The 19,668-nt window shown below is 49.9% G+C and carries 29 protein-coding genes and 1 pseudogene; 23 read left to right on the top strand and 7 right to left on the bottom strand.

The window, feature by feature from the left end:
* The first annotated feature begins 1 nt into the window (after position 1).
* Entirely contained in the window at positions 2–1,453 is a 1,452-nt protein-coding gene (locus CGZ75_RS25260; RefSeq protein WP_176444792.1) for a chitobiase/beta-hexosaminidase C-terminal domain-containing protein, read from the top strand.
* A gap of 251 nt (positions 1,454–1,704) precedes the next feature.
* Positions 1,705–3,471: a glycoside hydrolase family 13 protein gene (locus tag CGZ75_RS12360; RefSeq protein ID WP_089524436.1), complete on the top strand. Its 1,767-nt coding sequence runs from the start codon at positions 1,705–1,707 to the stop codon at positions 3,469–3,471.
* Between the two features lie 49 nt (positions 3,472–3,520).
* On the opposite strand, the gene CGZ75_RS25255 is transcribed toward CGZ75_RS12360, so the two are convergent.
* Positions 3,521–3,820 (bottom strand): hypothetical protein, encoded by a 300-nt coding sequence (locus tag CGZ75_RS25255; RefSeq protein WP_089524435.1) that lies wholly within the window; start codon positions 3,818–3,820, stop codon positions 3,521–3,523.
* Positions 3,821–3,957: 137 nt separating this feature from the next.
* Between CGZ75_RS25255 and CGZ75_RS12350 the strand changes: the two genes are divergently transcribed.
* Entirely contained in the window at positions 3,958–4,380 is a 423-nt protein-coding gene (locus CGZ75_RS12350) for an RrF2 family transcriptional regulator (RefSeq protein WP_089524434.1), read from the top strand.
* Between the two features lie 35 nt (positions 4,381–4,415).
* Complete coding sequence (locus CGZ75_RS12345; protein WP_089524433.1) at positions 4,416–4,799, top strand: hypothetical protein; 384 nt, start codon at positions 4,416–4,418, stop codon at positions 4,797–4,799.
* Between the two features lie 59 nt (positions 4,800–4,858).
* Here the strand turns inward: CGZ75_RS12345 and CGZ75_RS25250 are convergent, their stop codons facing one another.
* Positions 4,859–5,212, bottom strand: a complete 354-nt coding sequence (locus tag CGZ75_RS25250) for a hypothetical protein (protein ID WP_176444791.1) — start codon at positions 5,210–5,212, stop codon at positions 4,859–4,861.
* A gap of 175 nt (positions 5,213–5,387) precedes the next feature.
* Here CGZ75_RS25250 and yunB point away from each other — a divergent pair, with 175 nt between their 5' ends.
* The gene (gene yunB, locus CGZ75_RS12340; protein WP_176444790.1) at positions 5,388–6,314 is read left to right on the top strand and encodes a sporulation protein YunB; all 927 of its coding nucleotides are present in this window, start codon (positions 5,388–5,390) and stop codon (positions 6,312–6,314) included.
* A gap of 177 nt (positions 6,315–6,491) precedes the next feature.
* Here yunB and CGZ75_RS12335 read toward each other — a convergent pair whose 3' ends face one another.
* Both CGZ75_RS12335 and CGZ75_RS12330 read right to left on the bottom strand, forming a co-directional pair.
* On the bottom strand, positions 6,492–7,523 hold the full coding sequence (locus tag CGZ75_RS12335; RefSeq protein WP_089524431.1) for a M23 family metallopeptidase: 1,032 nt from the start codon (positions 7,521–7,523) through the stop codon (positions 6,492–6,494).
* Between the two features lie 161 nt (positions 7,524–7,684).
* Entirely contained in the window at positions 7,685–8,905 is a 1,221-nt protein-coding gene (locus CGZ75_RS12330) for a tyrosine-type recombinase/integrase (protein WP_089524430.1), read from the bottom strand.
* Here CGZ75_RS12330 and CGZ75_RS25610 point away from each other — a divergent pair.
* Positions 8,892–9,125, top strand: a complete 234-nt coding sequence (locus tag CGZ75_RS25610; protein ID WP_217900053.1) for a hypothetical protein — start codon at positions 8,892–8,894, stop codon at positions 9,123–9,125. The two genes, CGZ75_RS12330 and CGZ75_RS25610, sit on opposite strands and share 14 nt — an antisense overlap.
* A 14-nt stretch (positions 9,126–9,139) precedes the next feature.
* Here the strand turns inward: CGZ75_RS25610 and CGZ75_RS12320 are convergent, their stop codons facing one another.
* From CGZ75_RS12320 to CGZ75_RS12310, 3 genes are all read right to left on the bottom strand, one after another.
* Entirely contained in the window at positions 9,140–9,688 is a 549-nt protein-coding gene (locus CGZ75_RS12320; RefSeq protein ID WP_141136736.1) for a hypothetical protein, read from the bottom strand.
* 302 nt (positions 9,689–9,990) lie between these two features.
* Positions 9,991–10,698 carry an ImmA/IrrE family metallo-endopeptidase gene (locus CGZ75_RS12315; protein ID WP_089524427.1) on the bottom strand — a complete coding sequence of 236 codons (708 nt, stop codon included), beginning with the start codon at positions 10,696–10,698 and terminating at the stop codon, positions 9,991–9,993.
* Between the two features lie 49 nt (positions 10,699–10,747).
* Positions 10,748–11,122, bottom strand: coding sequence for a helix-turn-helix domain-containing protein (locus CGZ75_RS12310; RefSeq protein ID WP_176444789.1), 375 nt, complete (start codon positions 11,120–11,122; stop codon positions 10,748–10,750).
* Positions 11,123–11,288: 166 nt separating this feature from the next.
* On the opposite strand from CGZ75_RS12310, the gene CGZ75_RS12305 reads away from it, so the two are divergent.
* The 17 genes and pseudogenes from CGZ75_RS12305 to CGZ75_RS12240 all read left to right on the top strand — a co-directional run bounded on the left by CGZ75_RS12305 (position 11,289) and on the right by CGZ75_RS12240 (position 19,663).
* The gene (locus CGZ75_RS12305) at positions 11,289–11,540 is read left to right on the top strand and encodes a helix-turn-helix domain-containing protein (RefSeq protein ID WP_089524425.1); all 252 of its coding nucleotides are present in this window, start codon (positions 11,289–11,291) and stop codon (positions 11,538–11,540) included.
* Complete coding sequence (locus CGZ75_RS12300) at positions 11,541–11,765, top strand: hypothetical protein (protein ID WP_089524424.1); 225 nt, start codon at positions 11,541–11,543, stop codon at positions 11,763–11,765. It begins immediately after the preceding gene.
* The gene (locus tag CGZ75_RS12295) at positions 11,758–12,072 is read left to right on the top strand and encodes a hypothetical protein (RefSeq protein ID WP_089524423.1); all 315 of its coding nucleotides are present in this window, start codon (positions 11,758–11,760) and stop codon (positions 12,070–12,072) included. Before CGZ75_RS12300 ends, CGZ75_RS12295 begins: the two co-directional genes overlap by 8 nt.
* The gene (locus CGZ75_RS25805; protein ID WP_245850794.1) at positions 12,069–12,344 is read left to right on the top strand and encodes a hypothetical protein; all 276 of its coding nucleotides are present in this window, start codon (positions 12,069–12,071) and stop codon (positions 12,342–12,344) included. Before CGZ75_RS12295 ends, CGZ75_RS25805 begins: the two co-directional genes overlap by 4 nt.
* 12 nt (positions 12,345–12,356) lie before the next feature.
* Positions 12,357–12,635: pseudogene (locus tag CGZ75_RS12290) on the top strand (helix-turn-helix domain-containing protein); the annotation flags it as partial.
* Positions 12,635–12,910, top strand: coding sequence for a hypothetical protein (locus CGZ75_RS12285; RefSeq protein WP_089524422.1), 276 nt, complete (start codon positions 12,635–12,637; stop codon positions 12,908–12,910). The pseudogene CGZ75_RS12290 and the gene CGZ75_RS12285, both read left to right, overlap by 1 nt.
* Before the next feature lie 135 nt (positions 12,911–13,045).
* Positions 13,046–13,207 (top strand): hypothetical protein, encoded by a 162-nt coding sequence (locus CGZ75_RS25245; RefSeq protein ID WP_176444788.1) that lies wholly within the window; start codon positions 13,046–13,048, stop codon positions 13,205–13,207.
* A 131-nt stretch (positions 13,208–13,338) separates the two neighbouring features.
* Positions 13,339–13,608, top strand: coding sequence for a hypothetical protein (locus CGZ75_RS12280; protein ID WP_089524421.1), 270 nt, complete (start codon positions 13,339–13,341; stop codon positions 13,606–13,608).
* An 85-nt stretch (positions 13,609–13,693) separates the two neighbouring features.
* The gene (locus CGZ75_RS12275; protein ID WP_089524420.1) at positions 13,694–13,951 is read left to right on the top strand and encodes a hypothetical protein; all 258 of its coding nucleotides are present in this window, start codon (positions 13,694–13,696) and stop codon (positions 13,949–13,951) included.
* A gap of 2 nt (positions 13,952–13,953) precedes the next feature.
* Positions 13,954–14,892, top strand: a complete 939-nt coding sequence (locus tag CGZ75_RS12270) for a YqaJ viral recombinase family nuclease (protein WP_089524419.1) — start codon at positions 13,954–13,956, stop codon at positions 14,890–14,892.
* An 11-nt stretch (positions 14,893–14,903) separates the two neighbouring features.
* The gene (locus CGZ75_RS12265; protein ID WP_089524418.1) at positions 14,904–15,791 is read left to right on the top strand and encodes a recombinase RecT; all 888 of its coding nucleotides are present in this window, start codon (positions 14,904–14,906) and stop codon (positions 15,789–15,791) included.
* Positions 15,736–15,996: a hypothetical protein gene (locus tag CGZ75_RS12260; protein ID WP_245850792.1), complete on the top strand. Its 261-nt coding sequence runs from the start codon at positions 15,736–15,738 to the stop codon at positions 15,994–15,996. Before CGZ75_RS12265 ends, CGZ75_RS12260 begins: the two co-directional genes overlap by 56 nt.
* Complete coding sequence (locus tag CGZ75_RS25240; RefSeq protein ID WP_176444787.1) at positions 15,993–16,154, top strand: hypothetical protein; 162 nt, start codon at positions 15,993–15,995, stop codon at positions 16,152–16,154. Before CGZ75_RS12260 ends, CGZ75_RS25240 begins: the two co-directional genes overlap by 4 nt.
* Before the next feature lie 10 nt (positions 16,155–16,164).
* Positions 16,165–16,773, top strand: a complete 609-nt coding sequence (locus CGZ75_RS12255) for a 3'-5' exonuclease (RefSeq protein WP_089524416.1) — start codon at positions 16,165–16,167, stop codon at positions 16,771–16,773.
* Positions 16,774–16,799: 26 nt separating this feature from the next.
* Positions 16,800–17,915 carry a replication protein gene (locus CGZ75_RS12250; RefSeq protein WP_089524415.1) on the top strand — a complete coding sequence of 372 codons (1,116 nt, stop codon included), beginning with the start codon at positions 16,800–16,802 and terminating at the stop codon, positions 17,913–17,915.
* Positions 17,905–19,248, top strand: coding sequence for a replicative DNA helicase (locus CGZ75_RS12245; RefSeq protein ID WP_176444786.1), 1,344 nt, complete (start codon positions 17,905–17,907; stop codon positions 19,246–19,248). The genes CGZ75_RS12250 and CGZ75_RS12245 overlap by 11 nt, the downstream gene beginning before the upstream one ends.
* Positions 19,223–19,663 carry a hypothetical protein gene (locus CGZ75_RS12240; protein ID WP_089524413.1) on the top strand — a complete coding sequence of 147 codons (441 nt, stop codon included), beginning with the start codon at positions 19,223–19,225 and terminating at the stop codon, positions 19,661–19,663. The genes CGZ75_RS12245 and CGZ75_RS12240 overlap by 26 nt, the downstream gene beginning before the upstream one ends.
* Positions 19,664–19,668: the final 5 nt, after the last annotated feature.

Raw genomic sequence — 19,668 nt, 5'->3', positions numbered from 1 at the left:
ATTGTCTCTTAAGAGATGGTTAGTCGGGTGTCTTGCTTCAGTCTTGATTTTGTCCGGCAGTTCGGCGGTATATGCTGCGAAGACTGCCGACTCATTCAAAGATTTAAAGGATCTGGATGCGGCTACAAAGGCCAAGTTTGACGCTCTTATACAGGCGGGTGTTTTCAACGGGGTAGGCGAATCGCAGTTCGGTCTGAAAGAGGAAATGAATCGTGCTCAATTTGCCAAAGTAGCGGCGCTTATTTTCCAGCTGAATGTAGATCAGTCGCTTAAAACATCCAGCTTCAAGGATGTAAAAAGCGATGATGCAGCAAATGGATATGCGCTGCCTTACATCGAGGCGATTAAAGCGGCTGGAATTACAGATGGCGTTGGCGGAGGTTCATTTGCTCCATCAGGAAAAGTGTCGAAGGAACAGCTGGCTGCCTTTTTCATTAAAGGATTGGGGCAAAAGGAAGAAGCTGCAAAGACTAGCGGAGTTAACGATTCAACCGTTTCTGACTGGGCGAAGGGTTATGTTGGGCTTGCGCTTCATTTAAAACTTCTGAACAATGACAGCAACGGGAAATTCGGCGGCCAACGCAATGCTACTCGTGATCTGCTCGTAGTAGGAGCTTATGAAGCGAAGCAAACTTTTGAAGATCAGATTTCCCGGGCAACGCCGACACCAACGGCAACGCCGGCCCCAACAGCAACGCCGACACCAACGGCAACGCCGACACCAACGGCAACACCGGAGCCAACGGCAACGCCAGCGCCAACAGCAACGCCGGCACCAACAGCAACACCGGCACCAACGGCAACGCCGGTTGTCGGCAAGCCGGTTGCGAATCCTTCAGGCGGCTACATCCTTTCGGGAACACCAATCTCCATCAGCACGGGCACTGTCGGTGCATCGGTCTACTATACACTTGATGGAAGCGATCCAACGGAATTAAGCACATTGTACGCTCATCCAATTGGCATAGACGAGAATGTTACAGTTAAGGCGATTGCGCTTATGGAAGGCATGAATCCAAGCGAGATTATGACGGTAACCTATACAGTCTATGCTGAACTAACAGTTACAAGTTTGACTTATGACACGACCAATGGCTTAGTTGTCACATTCAATAATGAAGTTTTAGATAATGCTGAGGACGAAGTAAACTATACTTTAACCGTTAAGAACGGGTCCGGGCAGAACATAGAGATCGTAAGAGCTAAGTTTCTTTCATCGAACCAAGTAAAGCTTGATATTGGCTCCGCTTATGACGAATTAAGTCCAGGTGCCATTCTTCAACTATCGGTATCCGGGATAGAGGATGAGTATGGGCAGATCGCAGATGATTTGATTGAGTGGGTAGAACCAATCGACCCGAACACCCCTCCGGGACCGGTTTTTCCTCCGGGACCTGGCAATCCTCCAGTACCTGGTGGTCCTCCAGGAGGACCGCTGCCCGAAATGCCATAATTTAAGTCAGTCGAAAAAAGGATACTCCCAGGAGTGTCCTTTTTTTGATTTTCTGGACATTGGATCGATTAAACTCTAGCAATTTGGAACATACTAAATCTTACTAGACCCCTAAAAATCACATGCTACAAACTGTGGAATATGCTATGATGGACAAGAATTGTGCAAACGTTTGTACAACCTCGGCGAGCTGAAGGCGGATGGCATTTTCCCTTCCGAGCCAGACAAGCTAAAACAAAGGATGGTAAACAATGAATAAAACGATTCGCTGGTGGAAGGAATCAGCTGCGTATCAAATTTATCCGCGCTCCTTTATGGACAGCAATGGCGACGGAATCGGCGACATCCGCGGTATTATCTCCAAGCTGGACTATCTTAAGGGACTAGGCATCGGACTTATCTGGATCTGTCCGGTTTTCAAATCTCCTAATGACGATAACGGTTATGACATCTCCGACTACCAGGATATTATGGAAGAGTTCGGCACGATGGAAGATTTCAATCTGCTGCTGGAAGAGGTTCATGCCCGTGGTATGAAGCTGATTCTTGATCTCGTCATCAACCATACGTCGGATGAGCATCCATGGTTCATTGAATCGCGCTCTGGCAAAGAAAGCGAGAAGCGTGATTATTACATTTGGCGAGATCCGAACCCGGAGACGGGCGGCGAGCCGAACAACTGGGAAAGCATTTTTGGCGGTCCTGCATGGGAATTCGACGATAAGTCGGGTCAATATTTCATGCATATTTTCTCCCGTCGCCAGCCGGATTTGAACTGGGAAAACCCTGCCGTTCGCCAAGATCTGTATGGAATGGTCAACTGGTGGCTGGATAAAGGCATCGACGGTTTCCGTGTGGACGCAATCTCCCATATCAAAAAAACAGCTGGTTTCCCAGACATGCCGAATCCAAACGGCCTGACGTATGTACCGAGCTTTGACGGGCATATGAACCAGGAAGGAATTCATGATTTTCTTGCTGAGCTAAAGCGCGAGACGCTTGAGAAATACCCGGATGCAGTCACGGTAGGCGAGGCGAACGGCGTAACGGTCGATGATTCCGAGGCTTGGGTTGATGAGCAAAAGGGCGCTTTCAACATGATTTTCCAATTCGAGCATCTTGGCTTGTGGAACAAAAGTCCGGAAGGCGGACTTGATCTTCATTCGTTGAAGTCGACCTTGACGCGCTGGCAAAAAGGGCTGGAGGGCCGAGGCTGGAATGCTTTGTTCCTGGAAAACCATGATCAGCCGCGCTCGGTTTCCACTTGGGGCGATGACGGATTGTACTGGAAAGAATCGGCGAAATCACTCGCGACGATGTATTTCCTGATGCAGGGCACGCCGTTCATTTATCAAGGGCAGGAGCTCGGCATGACCAATGTACAGTTCCCGTCCATCGAGGACTACAATGACATAGCGATCAAGAATCTGTACCGATATGAGACGCAAAACGGGACGAGCCATGAGGACGTTATGCGGATCATTTGGAAAACGGGTCGTGACAACTCACGTACACCGATGCAATGGAATGCGGAGGAGAATGCTGGTTTCACGACAGGAACTCCGTGGCTCAAGCTCAATCCGAACTATACTCATATCAATGTTCAACAGTCGATAGAGGATCCAGATTCAATCTATAACCATTACAAACGGTTGATTCGTCTGCGTTCCGAAAATCAAGCTGCTATCTACGGCGACTATGATTTGATTTTGGATGATCACACCCAAATTTACGCTTACACGAGAACTCTCGGTGAGGAAAAGATCCTAGTCATTAGTAACCTGAGCTCGCTGGAAGCTTCCGCCCAACTGCCAAAAGAATTGGCGGGACGCACATCTGAGCTGCTTTTGACCAACTATTTGACAGATGCGGAGGAGCAGATCGGCGAGCTTACGCTTAAGCCGTATGAATCCCGTGTTTATCGGTTGATCGGAGCTGCAGGATCTACTGACTCTTCGTCGAAAAACAATTCGCCTGCGGCGGTAGATGCAAGCTCATCGGTTATCAGGAACAACTAAACTTTTCAGCCCCTTTTCTATCTGCGTCCAGCAGTGGAGAGGGGCTTTTCTAATTATCGAACTTAGCCGCTGCGGCTGTTTCCAGTCTGTTGCGAAGCTGCCGTCGTTTCTCCAGGCTGTTCAGCAGTTCCTTTCTGTAGCTGCGATCCGCGAGCAGTTCAGTCAGACCTGGCTGGGCAAAAGCGATTGTACGTATTCCGGGCCGACGGAACAATTGCTGCATATCGGAGGAGCTGCGTGAAAGATGCCGAATCCCTTGGGCAGCACGTATGCGTAGATAATGTTTTTCTATTCCATCTGTATTTGTCAGTTCCAACAGGAGGTCGGCAAGTAAAACTCCAAGACCCATATTCCCACAATCCCTTCCATAAATTGAATAATACTTATACGTCGGACCTTCAAATAAGGTTTCCATTACGGCTGTCTTATTGACTCGATCAACTGTAACCATTAGAATAACAGTATGGCAGGAAAGGGGGCATGCGGATGAATAGCGAATTTACGATAGCCGTCCATAGTCTCGTGTATCTGGCCAGCAGACCAGACCGAATGGCGACAAGTGACGCCATTGCCCGCAATGTGAATACCCATCCGTCAAGGATCCGCAAGGTCATGAGTTTGCTTCGCAAACAAGGATATATCGCCACTAAGGAAGGGATCGGCGGGGGGTATTTGCTGGAATGTCTTCCTGAGAATGCGACGCTCGCGGACATTTACCGGGCAACCTCAATTGGTTCGATCAAGCCGAATTGGTGCTCAGGGGACAAGCAGGGGAATTGCTCCATTGCTAGCCAAATGGCTGCGGTTATGGATGAGATATTTTCGGACACAGAAAAAAAGATGCTTCAGCATCTAGAGGAAATGACGGTTCGCGATGTGTTGGAGCGGGTCCGAATAGCCCACAGATAAAATTATAATCCGGCTTATAGGGGAGGACGAGCGGTATGAACTTGGAGACAGGAATGGAGCACATCGGAGTAGGCGATTGGGTGAGCGGTGTCACGGTGATGGATGAGAAGTTTATAGGATATGTTGATGTGGAAGATCCTATTGGCATATACCGCGTCGTCGTTACCCAGAGCGATCGGGATCGGATCATTGGCAAACGCGTAGGAGCAAGAGCGTCCAAGGTCCGTAAGCTGGATGATTCCCATACTGCTGGCAGCGGAGGAGAGCTCGAATCTCTGATCGAGCTCGCGCTAATGACTTGGGACGAGGCCTGGTTTCATGAGTTGGCATCGCGCAAGGGGCGGCCGACTGAGGGTGAGATCGGGAAGAAGCGTCCTCAGTTGCCTGTGAATCGGATTAAAATGAACGAAATGCCTTGATTTTTATGGCTTGAATAAGCCTTTTCGAAAACCGGTCCCATGTGGATCGGTTTTTTTCATTAGCCGATGACAACGAAGGCTTCTACATTGCTTGGAATCGTAGCTGAGCGAAGCACATTGCCCTCCATGTTAATCGCTAACTTGTAGCTGACTGTCGTTAAGACTGGAATTTCTGCAATGACAGCAACTCCGTTCGCATCAAACGGTGCAACTCCCACTGGATTATTGTTTGCATCAAGTATTATAGCAAAAACATTCGCTGATGTTTGTTTGGGAACACCATTTGTGTTTACCCAGAGAATCGTTAAGTTGCTAAAAGAGGTTTGGGATTGCGACATGCCTAGCAGTTTTCTTAATGCCTTGCAATTCGATTTTTTTTTGCACGTCGTGCTTTTTTTAGATTTAAGGGCCATAATTTCACTCCTTATTTTTTTGAATAACTTCTTCCTTTATATCAATATGCGAGTTGAAGTAGATTGGTATAGTCTATTATCCTATTGGTCTTTATTTATAATGCACGTGTCTTCTTATCACGGGCATGGCCGCATAGGATGGGAAAGGAACCTAGTTGTCCGGGGAGGGAAATCGATGGCACGATGGGGAAGACGCCGCATATCGTGGCGGATGCCGGTCCGGCCGGTAAAACGGATGAGGCTCGCCCGTCCTGCTGCAGCCCGCAGAGGCCAGGTAACGCCATGGAAGTTGAATTTGCGGCCGATGTTGCCGAGGCGCGGGCCGAGAATATACTCAGCTGCTCTAGATTCAGATTCAGCCCAGCCAAAAAGAAGGCGTCGCAGGGGCAAGCGTTGGATATTACTTATTATGGCGGTTCTGCTGCTCCTTTTTTCTATAAGCTCACTGCTTGTCATCGAAAAGAAGCTGCAGCCGCCGCTAATGCGGATTGCGCAGCTAAAGGTGAAGCAAATCATGACGGAAGCGATCAATAAGGCGATCATGGAACAAGTTGCTTCTGATACGAAATCCGAGGACCTGATCGATTGGAAGACAAACGAAAGCGGCAAAACGACCGGTTTCATGATGAATTACAATGAACATATGAAAATAACGGCGCAGACAATAGAAACCGTACAGCGTACGCTTAAGGAAACGGAAAATTTCCGTGAGGGAATTCCACTCGGCCAAGCGTTTGGCAGCGCGTTGCTCTCCTCTTTTGGACCTCGTGTGCCGATCCGATATGAGCCGCTCGGCGATGCGAGAGTAGAACTTAGTACGAGGCAAAAGGATGCCGGCATTAATAGCATGGTGATTGAAGTTTATCTTAAAATACGTACTGAGCTTTCCATCATTATTCCTTATGATGCGGCTTCGCAGACGGTAGAAATGGAAATACCAATCTCCTATTTAATGGTAGTTGGAGATGTGCCAACTTACTATTATGACGGGAAAGGCCGTGCAGTAGGCGATAGCGCTTCGTCAGCTCCGGCGCTAGCTTTGCCTCCCGGCCCAGCGAAACCAGGAGCAGACGGAGCGCTGGAGGGGGCAGCTGGGGAGTAAGATGGGGAGGTTGAGAAGGCTTAGGGGAGAATAGTAGGCTTCTTAGGTGGGAAAGTCAGGGAAGTCCTGAGAGAACAGGATATTTAAAGAATTTTAGTTTAGCAGGATGCAAACAAGCAGGAGGGGAGGCCCCGCCTGCTTGTTTGAGCTGCGTTGTAGAGATGCTGTTTAAGCCAGTTATTTTGCCTGTTTGCTCTTCTTGCGGGCTTTGAATTCCGCCTTTTCCCATTGGCGCAACAGTGGGTAAGGGTCGAACGCCCACTCCAGCATGCCGCGATCGCGATAGATGCCGTAATGGAGATGCGGTGGGAACTTGCCTGAGGTGCCAGGCTTGCCATAACCGGAGCTGCCGACCCAGCCAATCGTTTGGCCTGGCGTGACGGCTTGTCCGCTGCGCAGTGACTTATCGAAGCCGGACAGATGAGCGTAGTAATGGTATCGGTTATCGAGATCCCGAATGCCGATGCGCCAACCGCCATAGGAGTTCCAGCCCATATTTTCCACGACGCCATAACAAGTACTGCGAACCGGCAGACCATGATCGGCGAAAATATCTGTGCCTTCATGCGTCCGATGTCCGCCCCAGCCGCGGGCTGTTCCCCAGGTGCTGCGATAGGAATAATGCGTCCCGACGGGGACCGGGAATGCACTGCCTTCCAGATTCAATCGTCCGTGGGTACGGTACAGCTGGGCAAACTGATTTACGCGCTGTACGGCGCGCATATTGTGGTAGAATTCCCACACGCCGATTAGGAAATCATCGGAAGAGGATCCCATTTTGGCAACAGCTGAAGCTTGAGAATAGAGAAGGTCAATGTCGTTAGTGGGATCGGCTTTGCCGTCGCCATTGCCGTCTTTTCCGATTCCGCCGAAAAAAAGAATGGATGTGGAATTACGGTCTTCTTTGTCTGGATTTAAATAGCCGCTCCATTGGTCAGGAGTTACATAGAGCCCTGCCCAGGAGCCGAGCTTTGGCCGAGCTTTGGGACGAGCCTTACGTAACGTGCGCTCATACTGATCCAGCGCCGCCACCTGCTCCCACTCCAGCCCCGTCATCAGAGCTAGCCGGTCATAAGCAGATCGGCGTACCTCCAGCGCGCCAGCCTCTTTGGCTGGTTCAAGGGAAGGCTCCGGCGCTGCATAAACGGTCGCTGCCGCATAGGAGCCCAGCAGTACAGATGCGGTTGCCGCGGCTATCCATTTTTTCATTAATCTGCACACCTCCACCGCGAACTTGAGCTTGTTCCCTAGGTTCTGCGTTCTGATTGGTTTTTATCCGAAACATAGAATATATGATTCCGAAAAACCCTATTAAACCAAGGTTTACAAGACTTATAGAGTCGGTATAAGGGCAGAAGGTCACGGAAAGGTCACGTTTCTTGCAAAACGAGGCCCTTGAGGATGTCTTCGTACGATGTTGATACCATCGTCGCGGCATCCTTTTTCATTTTCTCCGTTATGTGTGTATAGATCTTCAGGGTGGTCTTTGGATCATCGTGACCTACTCGCTGCATGATGGTGCTTAGCGGCACTCCAGCTTCTGTTAGCATACTGATGTGCGTGTGTCGGAAAATATGCGAGGTCACGCGCTTGGTGATCTTAGTCTTCTTCAAAATCCTCTCTAAACGAAGCGAGAGCTTTTTCGGAGTCCAAGGATATCCATTATCGTTCCTGATTATAAAATTCCCATCATGGAAATCCTTAATGACAAGGCGTATTGATTCGAATTCCTCCTCTTGCTTTTGTTTCAGGGCCATGAGCATGTCGATGATTAATTCATCCAGGTCAAATTCACGGATTGATGCGTTCGTTTTTGGTGGAACCAGCTCGTATTGCTTCATGTTATTTTTCTCGCTGAACAGCGTCTTTGTAACCCGTATGTGTTTGATTAATGGTGTGAGGTCTGTCCACTTAAACGCAAGTAGCTCTCCCATCCTCATACCGCCGAAAGTCAACGTAAAGAAAACTTCCTTGTCGAGCTTGAGACCGTGTTGGATTACGGCTTCAAGAAATTCGCTTAATTCGTGCCTCTCTAAATACTTTTCCTCAATCGGGTTATTTTCAATCTCTTCGACCGTACGACGTCGTATCGGAATTACTGCCCCAGTGGCCGGGTTGTCCTTACGGTATTTCATCTTGACAGCATATTTGTAGATCATGTTAGCTGTCACATGTACCAATTCGATCGTCGACTTTGAATAGCCCTCATCATCCATCGTGTTTAGCATATATTGGTGGTCCCGCGGAGTGACTCGGTCAATGATCTTCTGTCCGTTGAATCTCAGGATCGTCTTGATGCAGCTTTTACGTATAATGATGGTTCTTTTTTTCACGCCTGTCCGATGATAGGATTCGATCCATTCCTCCGCGACTTTCTCAAAGGTCAGGTTCTTCAGCTTCTTCACGTCAATTCCGAACTCCGTCAAGCTGCGAATTGCCTCGTCGCAGCGAGCCTCAGCTTCCTTCCTCGTGTCTGCACGCCGTTTGATTTGATTCCGCGCGCCGGTAGCGGGGTCGGCCGGGCCATCCTTGATGCACATCCACTTATAGCCCTGCTTGTTGTTGGCTGGGATCTTTTTGAACGATGCCATGTCCAACCTCCTCCTGTCTCAGAATGTACGTTCGGATAAATATGGAAAGAAAAAGCCCTCAGCGGGCTTCTTCGAGTCTAAATTCGTACTGGCTCTTGACGTAGTACATGCCGTTTACCTTCACCGCGTCTTGAATGTGCAGCTCGATCAGGCCGTAGTCCTGCGGCTCACCGTCCTGCCAGATACTGATGGGGAGGCGGTGGAGGAAGGCGAGATTTAGCTCATTACTCCGCATTACTTAATTTTAAGGCTGTTGCTGGAATTTACCCAACCGACAACCTTGCCATCTTCGAATTTGACAGAGTCTTCTCCATAGCTCCAAGTATCAAATGGGCCAATACTATTTATTGAATCAGGGGCGCCCATAATCTTTTTGACAGTGTCTGTTGTATCATTAATAGTGAACGAATTATTTGGATCGAGAGAACTTTCTTTATAAATTGCAATTTCTTGTTGCACAGCTTGGAGATCTGACTCAACTTGTTGAAGAACTTCAGATCTAATACTCTCAACGACCTCGTTTTTTATATTTTCTTTATTCTGCTCAATTTGTTCATAAATTTCAGATTTGAATTCTTCAATTTCTTGTATGTCGTTAGTTGAATCAGATACTGTATTCCAAGTACTTCCGACCAATACTTTTGTTTCACCAGTAATTCGATTAATCTTTACGGGATATTTTTGATCGAGTTTGTCATACTTGTACAACGTTGGATAAACAAAAACTGCAATGCCGAACAATAAGATCAGAATGAATCCATACCGAATCAAGTCTTTTTTCACGCTATACACCTTATAGGTCCCCATCGGATGGGGGAGTTGCTCGTTATCCTCTATGACGATTTTTTCTCAAAGCCGAATCAACACTTTCTTGAATCGATATGTTGGCTCCAATCACTGCCAAAAACGCAAATATGCAAGTTGGAATCAGCGCGTAATAACCAATGAATTGATAGAGAATATACCCGCAAGCGATAAACCCCAAGAGCATGCTAATACCAGCAATGCCGACAAGAATCTTTGACCCCAATCCATGTTCTTTCAACTCGATCAGCCTTTCAATTCCTCATCGGATGAGGAACTTGCTAAATGTCGTAAAGCACACAGCTCACACAAAAATAGCCGAACCAATCCCTGATAAGGACGTCTTCGCAATGTCTGCAAATTCTGAGTTCCATATCAACTTCTGCCATAGCGGCGGCTTCCATCATAAAGATCTCTGAGTAGTACTTAAAATCATTTTCAGGAATAACAAAAAGCGACTTATCTTCTATGTGCTCTTGCTGCCATCCGTAAAAGAGAGATACTTCTTGGGTAAGACGCTCTTTAATACGTTCATCTAGCTTGTCCAGGCGTTTTTTAGCCGCTGATAAGTTGACATCAAACTTAGCCATTACTGAAGTAGCTGTCAGATCCATCACGCTCTGAAAAGCGTAGTCCGGCATCAATAGTCGACTGGCGAACCAATTAGCCTCGACTTCAATCTTACTATCCAGTTCAGGATCGGCAATCTGGTTCCACTCGAATTTAGGGTGCATTAGAATGTGGCCTATTTCGTGGGCCAGCGTGAACCTGTCGCGTCGATAGATCGTATCCTCGGGAAAAGATAGGTCTGCTTTGTCGCTTATGAATATCGCGTATTTCATTCCCGATTTCTTCTTGATCTTGTAAGTCATGCCGGCCGCGCCGCGGACATCGTCGTATGCTACCTTCCAGCCCATCTCTAAGGCAATCCAGAATGGATCGATTGGAGGCGGTGGATTCCCCAGCTCGCGTAATAGTTCGTTCGCCATGTTGATCGCTCGCTTGAAATCAGGACGAAACCTCGCGGAGCTGCTTCGCTTAATCCTCGTCGTCGAACATTTCTTTTGCCTTTTTTGCGAGCTCCATCAGGTGTTTGAAATCTTCAGGTGTCATGTCTTTTTTGGATCTGGCTATGAATTGAACGTCCTCAGTCTCATAAAAGAAAAACTCTTTTTCTTCCGTAGTGGTTGAGCTTAGTGTAATTTTACGTCCGAGGATATCGTCGACCGTTGTTTCAAATATTTCTGCTAGCTGATTTAAGAGGTCCGAGTTCGGTTCGTAAATCCCTGCTTCCCATTTTGAAATTGTTGTGTTGTCGACACCAAGGCGGTCAGCGAGTTGCCTTTGAGTTAAGTTTTTTAATTTCCTAAGTTTCTTAATTCTTTCTGCATAAGCTTTTACGGGAGGTTTCACCCTATCACCTCCATTATTTGATGATACCTCAAAGAAAGGATAGCAATATTTGAGGATAAAGAAAATTAAGTTGAGTAAAAAGCAAATAAATCATTGACAGTTGATGAAAACTCAAATATATTTAATTCATAAGTTGAGCAAACATCAACAAAGGTGGTGAGGGATAATGGATGTAAATTACGGAAACCTTCGTCAGTTAAGAATTGACAAACGCCTTCATCTTCATGAGATGGCAACGGCATTGGGCTTACGAACTGCGGGAGGATATCAAAGAATCGAAACGGGCGAAAACGAGTTAAAAGTGAAACATTTGCCGGCGATTGCTGAAAAGTTTGATATGGGAATTCTTGATTTGACAGATCAACTTTTTTTTCGAAAAAAAGTTGAGCAAAACTCAACTATAAAGGAGGTGATTTAAATGAATCCAAACGATATGAATCCATTCGACGAAATCGCAGCAAGCGGAGAAGGTGTAGAACCATTGGCTCCAGCACGGAGGATCCTTGAGTTGGCAAACATGGTCAGCAACTTGGTTGGGTATGTGCATCTCAAGCAGTGCTCACCGCTAGAGAAACAACTTGTCGCAGCGAGCTTCAGTGTCCTGTTGCTACAACTGGAGGAAGGAGCTGAAACGAATGCTTGAGGTCAAATTTGATGAGGATCAGTTGAACCGCATCATCAACGCCGCAGTTGACCGGGCGCTAGAGCGTCATAGCCTGGCAAACAGCTTACCGCCGATCCTTACCCGGAAACAGTTCATGGAGCTGATGGATATTGGATCGACGAAGGCTGCTGAGCTCTTCAATCGGGAGGATTTCCCGGTTACCCGAATTGCAGGATCGCCGAGGGTGCTGACTCACCTGTTGCTTGAGTGGTGCGAACGGCACACGGACTGGACGGAGAAGAATGCTGGTCCAGGCTGGACCCGGCGGAAAGGACAAGCCTCATGAAACAGCATATCGATGTTCGAAAGGTTATCGAGCAAACCGGATGGGGCCGGCAGTTCCTTGAATGGTGGGGGCCCGCTCGGTTAGTTGGCGGGCAATGGGATAGGCAAAGCGAGGCATCAATCGAGGCTGCCAAGCGGGGAAGTGAACCTGCTGCTTCCAGCTTACCCCCATCGAAAGGGACAGATAAGGCCCGGATGCGTGCCGGTTCAGCACAAAGTGGAGGCGGGTGGCCGGTGAAACAGCAACCGATCGGTGAGATTCTGAAAGCTTGACGTGAACGAGCGGGGATGACGCAGGAGCAGTTAGCGAGGAAGCTTCATGTTGATCGTTCCGTGATTGCGAAGGTAGAAACAGGTGCGACAAAAAGCCCCAGCTACACGCTTGTGAAACAGTGGGGAGCGGCAACTGAGGGGTTGGAAATGGTCAATATGGATTTGACTGGGGGCCAGGATGGCTGGAAGAAGCTGACGGCGATGGAAGCGGCCCTGAAACAAGTGAAGTCGGTGCTGGACGTGATGCCGATGCGGAAGCGCGGCGCGGTCAAAGAGAGGAGCGGGGCTTGATGAAGAGCAAGCGGATTTTGAAACAAGAAGCAAAGCAGCGGATTTCAGAGCTGCAGAAGCTGCGAGAATGGCTGCTGAAACATCCAATGCGAGTGGAGCTGGAACTGCGGAGAGCAGCAATCTGCTGGACCGAAATTGAAGTGACTGACATTGATCGGGAAATAAAAAACGCCATCCGGGCAGGGATGACGTCGCAACTGAGGACCCGACTAAAGGCGCTCGTTGACGCCATTATAGCACAGCCAGTTCGGACCGTGAAGGAGGAAGCACGATAACGAACAATGCGGCGATTGGATATTTCATCTTAGCAGCTCGGGAGTTTGGAATGAACTCCAAGGAAATTAAGGAGATTGCAGGAGAAATGAATTTTCAAATGGACATTTCCACCGAAGGGGAGGCAGAGGAAGCTTATGGAGCCCAACCTTGATCGTTTCAGTCGGCCCATGATCTGGGAGAAAGAAAAGCTGCGGGAGCGCTATGGATCTGATGTTGACGAGTGGGAAGAGGAAGAGCGGATGGAGCGATACGAGCGGGAAGAAGCGAACCGCAGCTCGTGGGACGAATGGCTGTAAATGATTCAACAGGGGCGCTTGTCCCCTGTCTATGGGTGGCGTGAACGGTTATCCCCCCTTCCGTTCATGCCGCCATAGATGCGGACAAGCATCCGGGGAACATCCCCGATTTTTGAGAAAGGAAGTGACCTATGAGCGAAATTAAAAAGAAGGTGGCTCAACTGTTCGAAGACGTGGACAAAGATATGACCGCGGAGCAGGCCGCTGAGTTTGTGCAAACCCTCGCCAGTGGATTCGGGGTATTCGTGGCAATGCATTATTCAGAGAGACATTATGGAACGATTTGCGCCGGGTTCAGCCAAATTGCAGAGAAGTCTGCAATCATTACCGAGACGCTGAACGGAGTAATTGGCAGGCAAAAGGGCGGCATTCATGTCGTGGTCATGAAAAACGAAAAATGACCGGCGGGCACCGGTCATCAAGATTACAACTTATGCGGCCATCTTAGCATGGTGGCCCATTCCAATCAAGAGGGAGAGTGCAAGGATGACAGTCAGAAGTCCCAAGTCCGAAACGTTGCGAACGCTGGAAAATCTGCTGGATGAATACGACGACATGATCGGTTCTAAGGTGTTTGGAGAATTGGAAACGGCATATGAAGCTTTGGATGACGAGGTGAGCGAGCTTGAGAGCGAGCTCGAAGATCGCGATGGGCAAATCAAGAGTCTTGAAGCTCAAATTGAAAAGCTGGAAGCCGAGAACGAACAGTTGCAGGGTCGGATCGACGGAATGGAGGGTGAATAGTCATGGCAATGGCAGTAGCAGCTGTAACGAAGGGAATGGAGCGGGCAGAGTGGCTTAAGCTCCGGCAGGCTGGAATCGGGGGTTCGGATGCAGCTGCAGTAGCCGGCATGAATCCTTGGAAGTCTCCGGTTGGTGTTTACCTGGAGAAAACGGGCCAGATCGTACCGGAAGTAGCTGGGGAGGCCGCCTACTGGGGCAATCAGTTGGAGGATGTGGTTGCGAGGGAGTTTGCGACCCGGTCTGGCTTCAAGATTCAGCGGAGCAACAAGCTCTACCGGCATAAGGATCATCCGTTCATGTTGGGCAACGTCGACCGTTTGATCACAGACGGCAGCAAACGGCGCGGAATCCTCGAGGTAAAGACGACGAACGCCTTTGCCGGAGATGACTGGGAAGGCAACAAGATTCCAGATCATTACGCGCTTCAACTTCAGCATTATATGGCAGTCCTTGGTCTGGATTACGGATTCTTCGCTGTATTGATTGGAGGCAATCGATTTGAAGAGCGGTACGTTGAGCGGGATAAAACGGTCATCGATGCGCTGATTTCCATAGAGAAGGAGTTCTGGGAGCAGAACGTCCTCAAGGGTATTCCACCCGTGGTTGACGGAAGTGGGGCCAGCACAGATCTGCTGAACTACCTATATCCAACGAGTAGGCCAGAACACACGGTTCAACTGGCAACGATGGACATGATTGAGGAGTTGCAAGCGGCGCAGGCAGCGTCAAAGACGGCCGATGAACGCCTAGAAGCAGCGAAGAACATCATTAAATCAGAGATGGGCGAGGCAGAAGCGGCTCTTTTCAATGGTGAGAAGGTCGTTACGTGGAAAAGCAACGAATCGACTCGATTGGATAGCAAGGCGCTTAAAGCAGAGCATCCGGAAATCTATGAACAGTATGCGCGGACGTCATCGTCCCGGCGCTTCCTGATTAAGTGAGGGGGATCTGAATGGCAGGTACAAGCAGAAGCACGCAGGAGCTTGGGAACAAGCTTCAGAACAGGGCGCAGCAGAGTGGTGAGAATAAGCCAGCAGTTACGCCGGCTCAGACCATTGGCGCATACATGGAGAAGATGAAAGGCCAGATCGCAGAAGCTCTTCCGAGGCATATGAGCATTGAACGACTGAGCCGGATTGCTCTAACGACGATCCGGACGAATCCGAAATTGCTTGAATGCACAACAGCCTCCCTTATGGGAGCGGTCATGCAGAGCGCGCAGTTAGGACTTGAACCGGGATTGATCGGTCACTGCTACATCATCCCTTACGGTAAGGAAGCCCAGTTCATTATTGGTTATAAGGGAATGATTGATCTGGCGCGGCGCAGTGGTCATATTCAGTCTATTGCAGCACATGTGGTCTACCAAAATGACTTCATAGAGCTTGTATACGGACTGGACGACAAGCTGACACATGTGCCATGGCATCTTCGATCCGATGCCTTTCCAACCGAGTCTGGGGCAATCAAGGGAGCATACATGGTTGCCAAGTTCAAAGATGGTGGCCATCAGATTCACTACATGCCGTACTCGGAGATTCTTCAGCACCGTGATCGTTCTTCTGGTTACAAGAACGCCGTCAAATATAACAAGACCGATAACCCTTGGATTTCTGACGAACCTGAGATGTGCAAGAAAACGGTTATCCGATCTGGATGGAAGTTCCTCCCGATCAGCGTGGAAATCTCTGCAGCGGTTACGCGTGACGAGTCGGTGCATGCAGACATCTCGACAGCTGCCGGCGATGACATGATCATCGATCTCGGCAAGAACGATTACAGCAGTGAAGAAGAGAACGCCGGAGAAATGGAGTTTAACGGCGCTGCTGCCGGTGTTTGAACCGAAGCTGGACGAGTTTGGTCGGCCAATGTGCCGATCGGGCGTCGCGGAGTGGATCTGGGCGTTCTATCGCTCAGATCCTCGGCGGTTCAAGGAAGAGGTTAAGAAGCACTTTGAATTAGGCTACCCGAACTACACGGTACGCAGTGCCAATTATGAGCAGCGGGTTATCTGGCTGCAGGAGAACAGGAGCGATAGGCTGTGAAAATTAAAATGCTCGAATCTATGAAGCCCTACCTTATTGAGGGCGTGCAGTATCCTGTGGTCAACCAAAATCAAACCCACCTCATCATCATCGACTCCAAGGGCAGTTATCACTTCATTAGCAAATCCGGTGTGCTGAATTTCAGATTAATCGAATAGGAGGGAAAAGATGCTAAACGACGTTACCGTGTTTGACTTTGAAACCTCCGGGCTCAAGCCGGATCGCGACCGTGTTATTGAGATGGCTGCCGTCCGGATCAAGAACGGCCAGATTGTGGCCGAGTTCAGTACACTCATCCGGATCGACTTCCCTCTTGATCCGAAGATCACTGAACTGACCGGCATCAAGCCGGAAATGCTGGCCGAAGCCACTGACGAAGTACTAGCCTTTAAGATCCTCCGCAACCTGATGGGAGACAGCCTTCTGGTCGCTCACAATGCGGCCTTTGACCTTCAGTTCCTGCATCACAGCATGCAGCGGCTGGCAGGCAAGTCCTTCACCAATCCCTTCATTGACACGCTCACGATCTGCCGAGACCGGCAGCCTTACCCGCACAAGCTGGAGAACATGGCGAGCCACTACGGTATTGAACTGGACGGAGCTCACCGCGCTCTGAACGATGTTAAGGCGACTTGGGAGCTGCTTGTAATGCTCCACCTCGAAAAGCCTGTAGATGACTGGGTGAACCGGCTGGGTTACCTCAGCAAGTACGGACCGCCCGCTTGGGCGCCGAATCACGCCATGCTCTTTGGAACATCCAACCGATACGCGAACTGATTCCGTTTGAGAGGAGGACACGGCCGATGGAATCGCAGGTTAACCCACAGCCGGACGACGCGCACATACGAATTTCTCACGAGGTTTACCGGGAGCTGATCCGCCGGAATTTCTCGAAGCGGCAGCGGAACATCATAGACTTCATCCTGACGCTCAGCTGGGGCTGCGGGAGGCCTGGAGCCGTGATTCCTCAGCTCTCACATTTCACTCTCTGCGGTGTGACGAAAAACAATATCCGCGACGAGCTGGAGGCTTTGGTGGCCGCAAAGGTCATCAGCTGGGAGAAGACGGAGGGCATCTTCCGATTCAACAAGCACTGGGACCAGTGGCAGATTACCCCGAATAAAGGGCATGATCCAGAGCTGATGAAGGATCTGATCGCATTAAATATTAGCCGAAGTAGCCCTGAAAAAGTTCTTAAAACAAGAACTCAGCGGTTCTTAAAACAAGAACTCGGCGGTTCTCAAAATAAGAACTTTGATGGTTCAGAGTTCTTAAAACAAGAACCGAAAAGTTCTCAAAACAAGAACTACCGAGTTCTTAAAATAAGAACCGCGACCCTCAAAAAAACCAGTCGTATCAAGGCTTTCCGGCTCTCTAAAGCAATTATTAAAGCAAATATAAAAAAAGATCTTAAAAGCAGCTGCTTTAAATCTTTACCCTCTGGGGCTGAAAAACAAGATCCAACCCCTGACCCCTTCATCCAGGTCTTAGACGTTTACTGTGAGCTTCACCGGAAGATCGATACGCAGATCACGATGATGGACCGGCAGACGATTCAGGAGCTGCTTGGAAAGGGAATCCCTTCTGACCTGATTTGTGAAGTCATGGGACGCGTCTACGCAGATCGGACGGCCAAGGGCCAGACAATCGGTTCCTTGAGCTATTACCGGAACCCGGTGCTGGAAGAGTGGCAGCGTCGGCAGGCTCCGCCGAAGCTTCAGGTCGTTCCAAGCCCAGCCCGGCAGCAGCCTGCGGTGCAGGAGCGACACTACGGCGGCATCATGAGCATCGAGGAAACCAACGACTGGATCGCCGAGCAGGACCGTCGGCGCGCCATCGTCGAGGAGGCGATACGAAACGGAACCTATGTCATCCCAGAGATCCCAGGAATCAGCAGACGTAAACCAAGTGCCGTTTGACACGCACCTTGAAGAGCATATTCTCGGCGCTATGGTGTACGAGCCTGCCTGTATCGCAGAAGTTTTTGAGACAGTTCAGCCCCGTTATTTTTATCACACGGCTTACTCCAAGCTCTGCAAGCGGATCTTCGAGCTGTGGGAGGATGACCCGAAGCAGATCGACCTAACAGCGCTGATTCCGGCGCTGGAAGATTCGGGTGTATCGGTTTCCAAGATGGCAGAGATGACCCGAAACGTCATCACGACGTTGAATATCACCAGTCACTGTGAGCGGCTGCGGGATATAGCTGCGCTGCGGGCCGGCATTCGGACTTGTCAGGAGCTTGTTCAGCAGGGCGGCCTCCGGGACCGTGACGAGATCCGAGAGGCGATTACGACAACGATGGGCAAGCTTTCCCGCGTATCGGACATGACCATCAAGGTTGAAACGATGGTCGACGCCAAGACGGCGGCGATGAACTTCCACGACAGTTTCGAACGGATGCTCGCCGGTGCCAAGAGCGGCATGAGCGGCATCCCAACCAAGATCCATGCGCTGGACAAGATTCTGAGCGGGCTGCAGGACAACAACCTGATCGTCATTGGAGCACGGCCGTCAATGGGCAAGACGACGCTCATGAATCAACTGGCCCTTAACATATCGCTCGCTGACGGTGGGCAACCGGGGGAACCCGGCGCAATATTTTCTCTGGAAAGCTCGTCGGATGAGTTGGCGCGCCGGATGGTGTCCAACATCTCCGGCATAAGCCTCCAGTCGCTCAAAGCTGGAACGATCCTGCCTGAGGAGTGGGAGAAATACACGATGGCCATCAGCATTCTGAGCAACGCCAATTTCGTGATCGACGACCAAGCCGGAACCACTGTGGCGGAGATCAAAGCCAAAGCGAGAAAGATCCAGCGGGAGCGTGGCCTCCGGTACATCCTGATCGACTATCTCGGCAAGATTGGCGGTGCGCCGGGAGCCAAGCGTTACGATCTGGTCAGCGAGAACATCCGCGGGCTCAAGGATCTTGCAAAGGAGCTGAAGGTGCCGGTGGTAGTGTTCTCGCAGCTCAGCCGGAAGGTCGAGGAGCGCCAGAGTAAGCGGCCGCTGATGAGCGACCTGCGGGAGAGCGGCGAGATTGAGCAAGAGGCGGATGTGATCGGATTCCTGTACCGAGACGACTACTACGACAAGGAATCTAGTAAAAAAAACATCATCGAGCTGGACATTGCCAAGCAGCGTGACGGCCCTCTAGGAACGGTCGAGATGGCCTTCCTGAAGGACTTCAACCGGCTGGTGAATCTGGACAGAGGAGAGAATGCACGTGCTGAACAAATGGCACTCGTATGAGGCTGCCAAGCAGCTATATATGGCAACTGGCATGGAGCCAACACTGCAGCAGGTAAACCAGCAACTGCTCGGAATCGAGACTGAGGCGCTGGTAGACGGGATGATCGAGTTTTATAAATCGCAGGGGAGTGGATGGCGTGTACCAGTTGTTTTACAAGGGGCGGAAAATCGGGCCGGAGTACAAGTCGGAGAGCGAGGCAGCCGCGGCACTGGTGAGGAATTGGGCCTGCTTCCACGGACTGACCTGGAAGCGCGTAGCTTAGATCGCCAGCAGCGGGCTGGGCAAAGCTTCCTTCGAGTGCTGGATGACCTGGAGACAAAGGCGGAGCTTATGCGCGAGCTTGGCGCTTCGACAGCAGCCCTTTGCTATGAGTATGCGGCGGGGCAACTACGGACGGCGTTAGCGGATGCCTAGGTATG

It is taken from the genome of Paenibacillus herberti (assembly GCF_002233675.1).
Classification (GTDB): domain Bacteria; phylum Bacillota; class Bacilli; order Paenibacillales; family Paenibacillaceae; genus Paenibacillus_O; species Paenibacillus_O herberti.
The sequence above is the reverse complement of the archived record's forward strand: the minus strand, read 5'-3'. Positions and strand labels throughout refer to the sequence as shown.

Bases quoted from the DNA above. Each gene is read 5' to 3' on its own strand.
- CGZ75_RS12360 (WP_089524436.1), top strand. From the start codon at position 1,705: ATGAATAAAACGATTCGCTGGTGGAAGGAATCAGCTGCGTATCAAATT.
- CGZ75_RS25255 (WP_089524435.1), bottom strand. From the start codon at position 3,820: ATGGGTCTTGGAGTTTTACTTGCCGACCTCCTGTTGGAACTGACAAAT.
- CGZ75_RS12350 (WP_089524434.1), top strand. From the start codon at position 3,958: ATGAATAGCGAATTTACGATAGCCGTCCATAGTCTCGTGTATCTGGCC.
- CGZ75_RS12345 (WP_089524433.1), top strand. From the start codon at position 4,416: ATGAACTTGGAGACAGGAATGGAGCACATCGGAGTAGGCGATTGGGTG.
- CGZ75_RS25250 (WP_176444791.1), bottom strand. From the start codon at position 5,212: ATGGCCCTTAAATCTAAAAAAAGCACGACGTGCAAAAAAAAATCGAAT.
- yunB (WP_176444790.1), top strand. From the start codon at position 5,388: ATGGCACGATGGGGAAGACGCCGCATATCGTGGCGGATGCCGGTCCGG.
- CGZ75_RS12335 (WP_089524431.1), bottom strand. From the start codon at position 7,523: ATGAAAAAATGGATAGCCGCGGCAACCGCATCTGTACTGCTGGGCTCC.
- CGZ75_RS12330 (WP_089524430.1), bottom strand. From the start codon at position 8,905: ATGGCATCGTTCAAAAAGATCCCAGCCAACAACAAGCAGGGCTATAAG.
- CGZ75_RS12315 (WP_089524427.1), bottom strand. From the start codon at position 10,698: ATGGCGAACGAACTATTACGCGAGCTGGGGAATCCACCGCCTCCAATC.
- CGZ75_RS12305 (WP_089524425.1), top strand. From the start codon at position 11,289: ATGGATGTAAATTACGGAAACCTTCGTCAGTTAAGAATTGACAAACGC.
- CGZ75_RS12300 (WP_089524424.1), top strand. From the start codon at position 11,541: ATGAATCCAAACGATATGAATCCATTCGACGAAATCGCAGCAAGCGGA.
- CGZ75_RS12295 (WP_089524423.1), top strand. From the start codon at position 11,758: ATGCTTGAGGTCAAATTTGATGAGGATCAGTTGAACCGCATCATCAAC.
- CGZ75_RS25805 (WP_245850794.1), top strand. From the start codon at position 12,069: ATGAAACAGCATATCGATGTTCGAAAGGTTATCGAGCAAACCGGATGG.
- CGZ75_RS12285 (WP_089524422.1), top strand. From the start codon at position 12,635: ATGAAGAGCAAGCGGATTTTGAAACAAGAAGCAAAGCAGCGGATTTCA.
- CGZ75_RS25245 (WP_176444788.1), top strand. From the start codon at position 13,046: ATGGAGCCCAACCTTGATCGTTTCAGTCGGCCCATGATCTGGGAGAAA.
- CGZ75_RS12280 (WP_089524421.1), top strand. From the start codon at position 13,339: ATGAGCGAAATTAAAAAGAAGGTGGCTCAACTGTTCGAAGACGTGGAC.
- CGZ75_RS12275 (WP_089524420.1), top strand. From the start codon at position 13,694: ATGACAGTCAGAAGTCCCAAGTCCGAAACGTTGCGAACGCTGGAAAAT.
- CGZ75_RS12270 (WP_089524419.1), top strand. From the start codon at position 13,954: ATGGCAATGGCAGTAGCAGCTGTAACGAAGGGAATGGAGCGGGCAGAG.
- CGZ75_RS12265 (WP_089524418.1), top strand. From the start codon at position 14,904: ATGGCAGGTACAAGCAGAAGCACGCAGGAGCTTGGGAACAAGCTTCAG.
- CGZ75_RS12255 (WP_089524416.1), top strand. From the start codon at position 16,165: ATGCTAAACGACGTTACCGTGTTTGACTTTGAAACCTCCGGGCTCAAG.
- CGZ75_RS12250 (WP_089524415.1), top strand. From the start codon at position 16,800: ATGGAATCGCAGGTTAACCCACAGCCGGACGACGCGCACATACGAATT.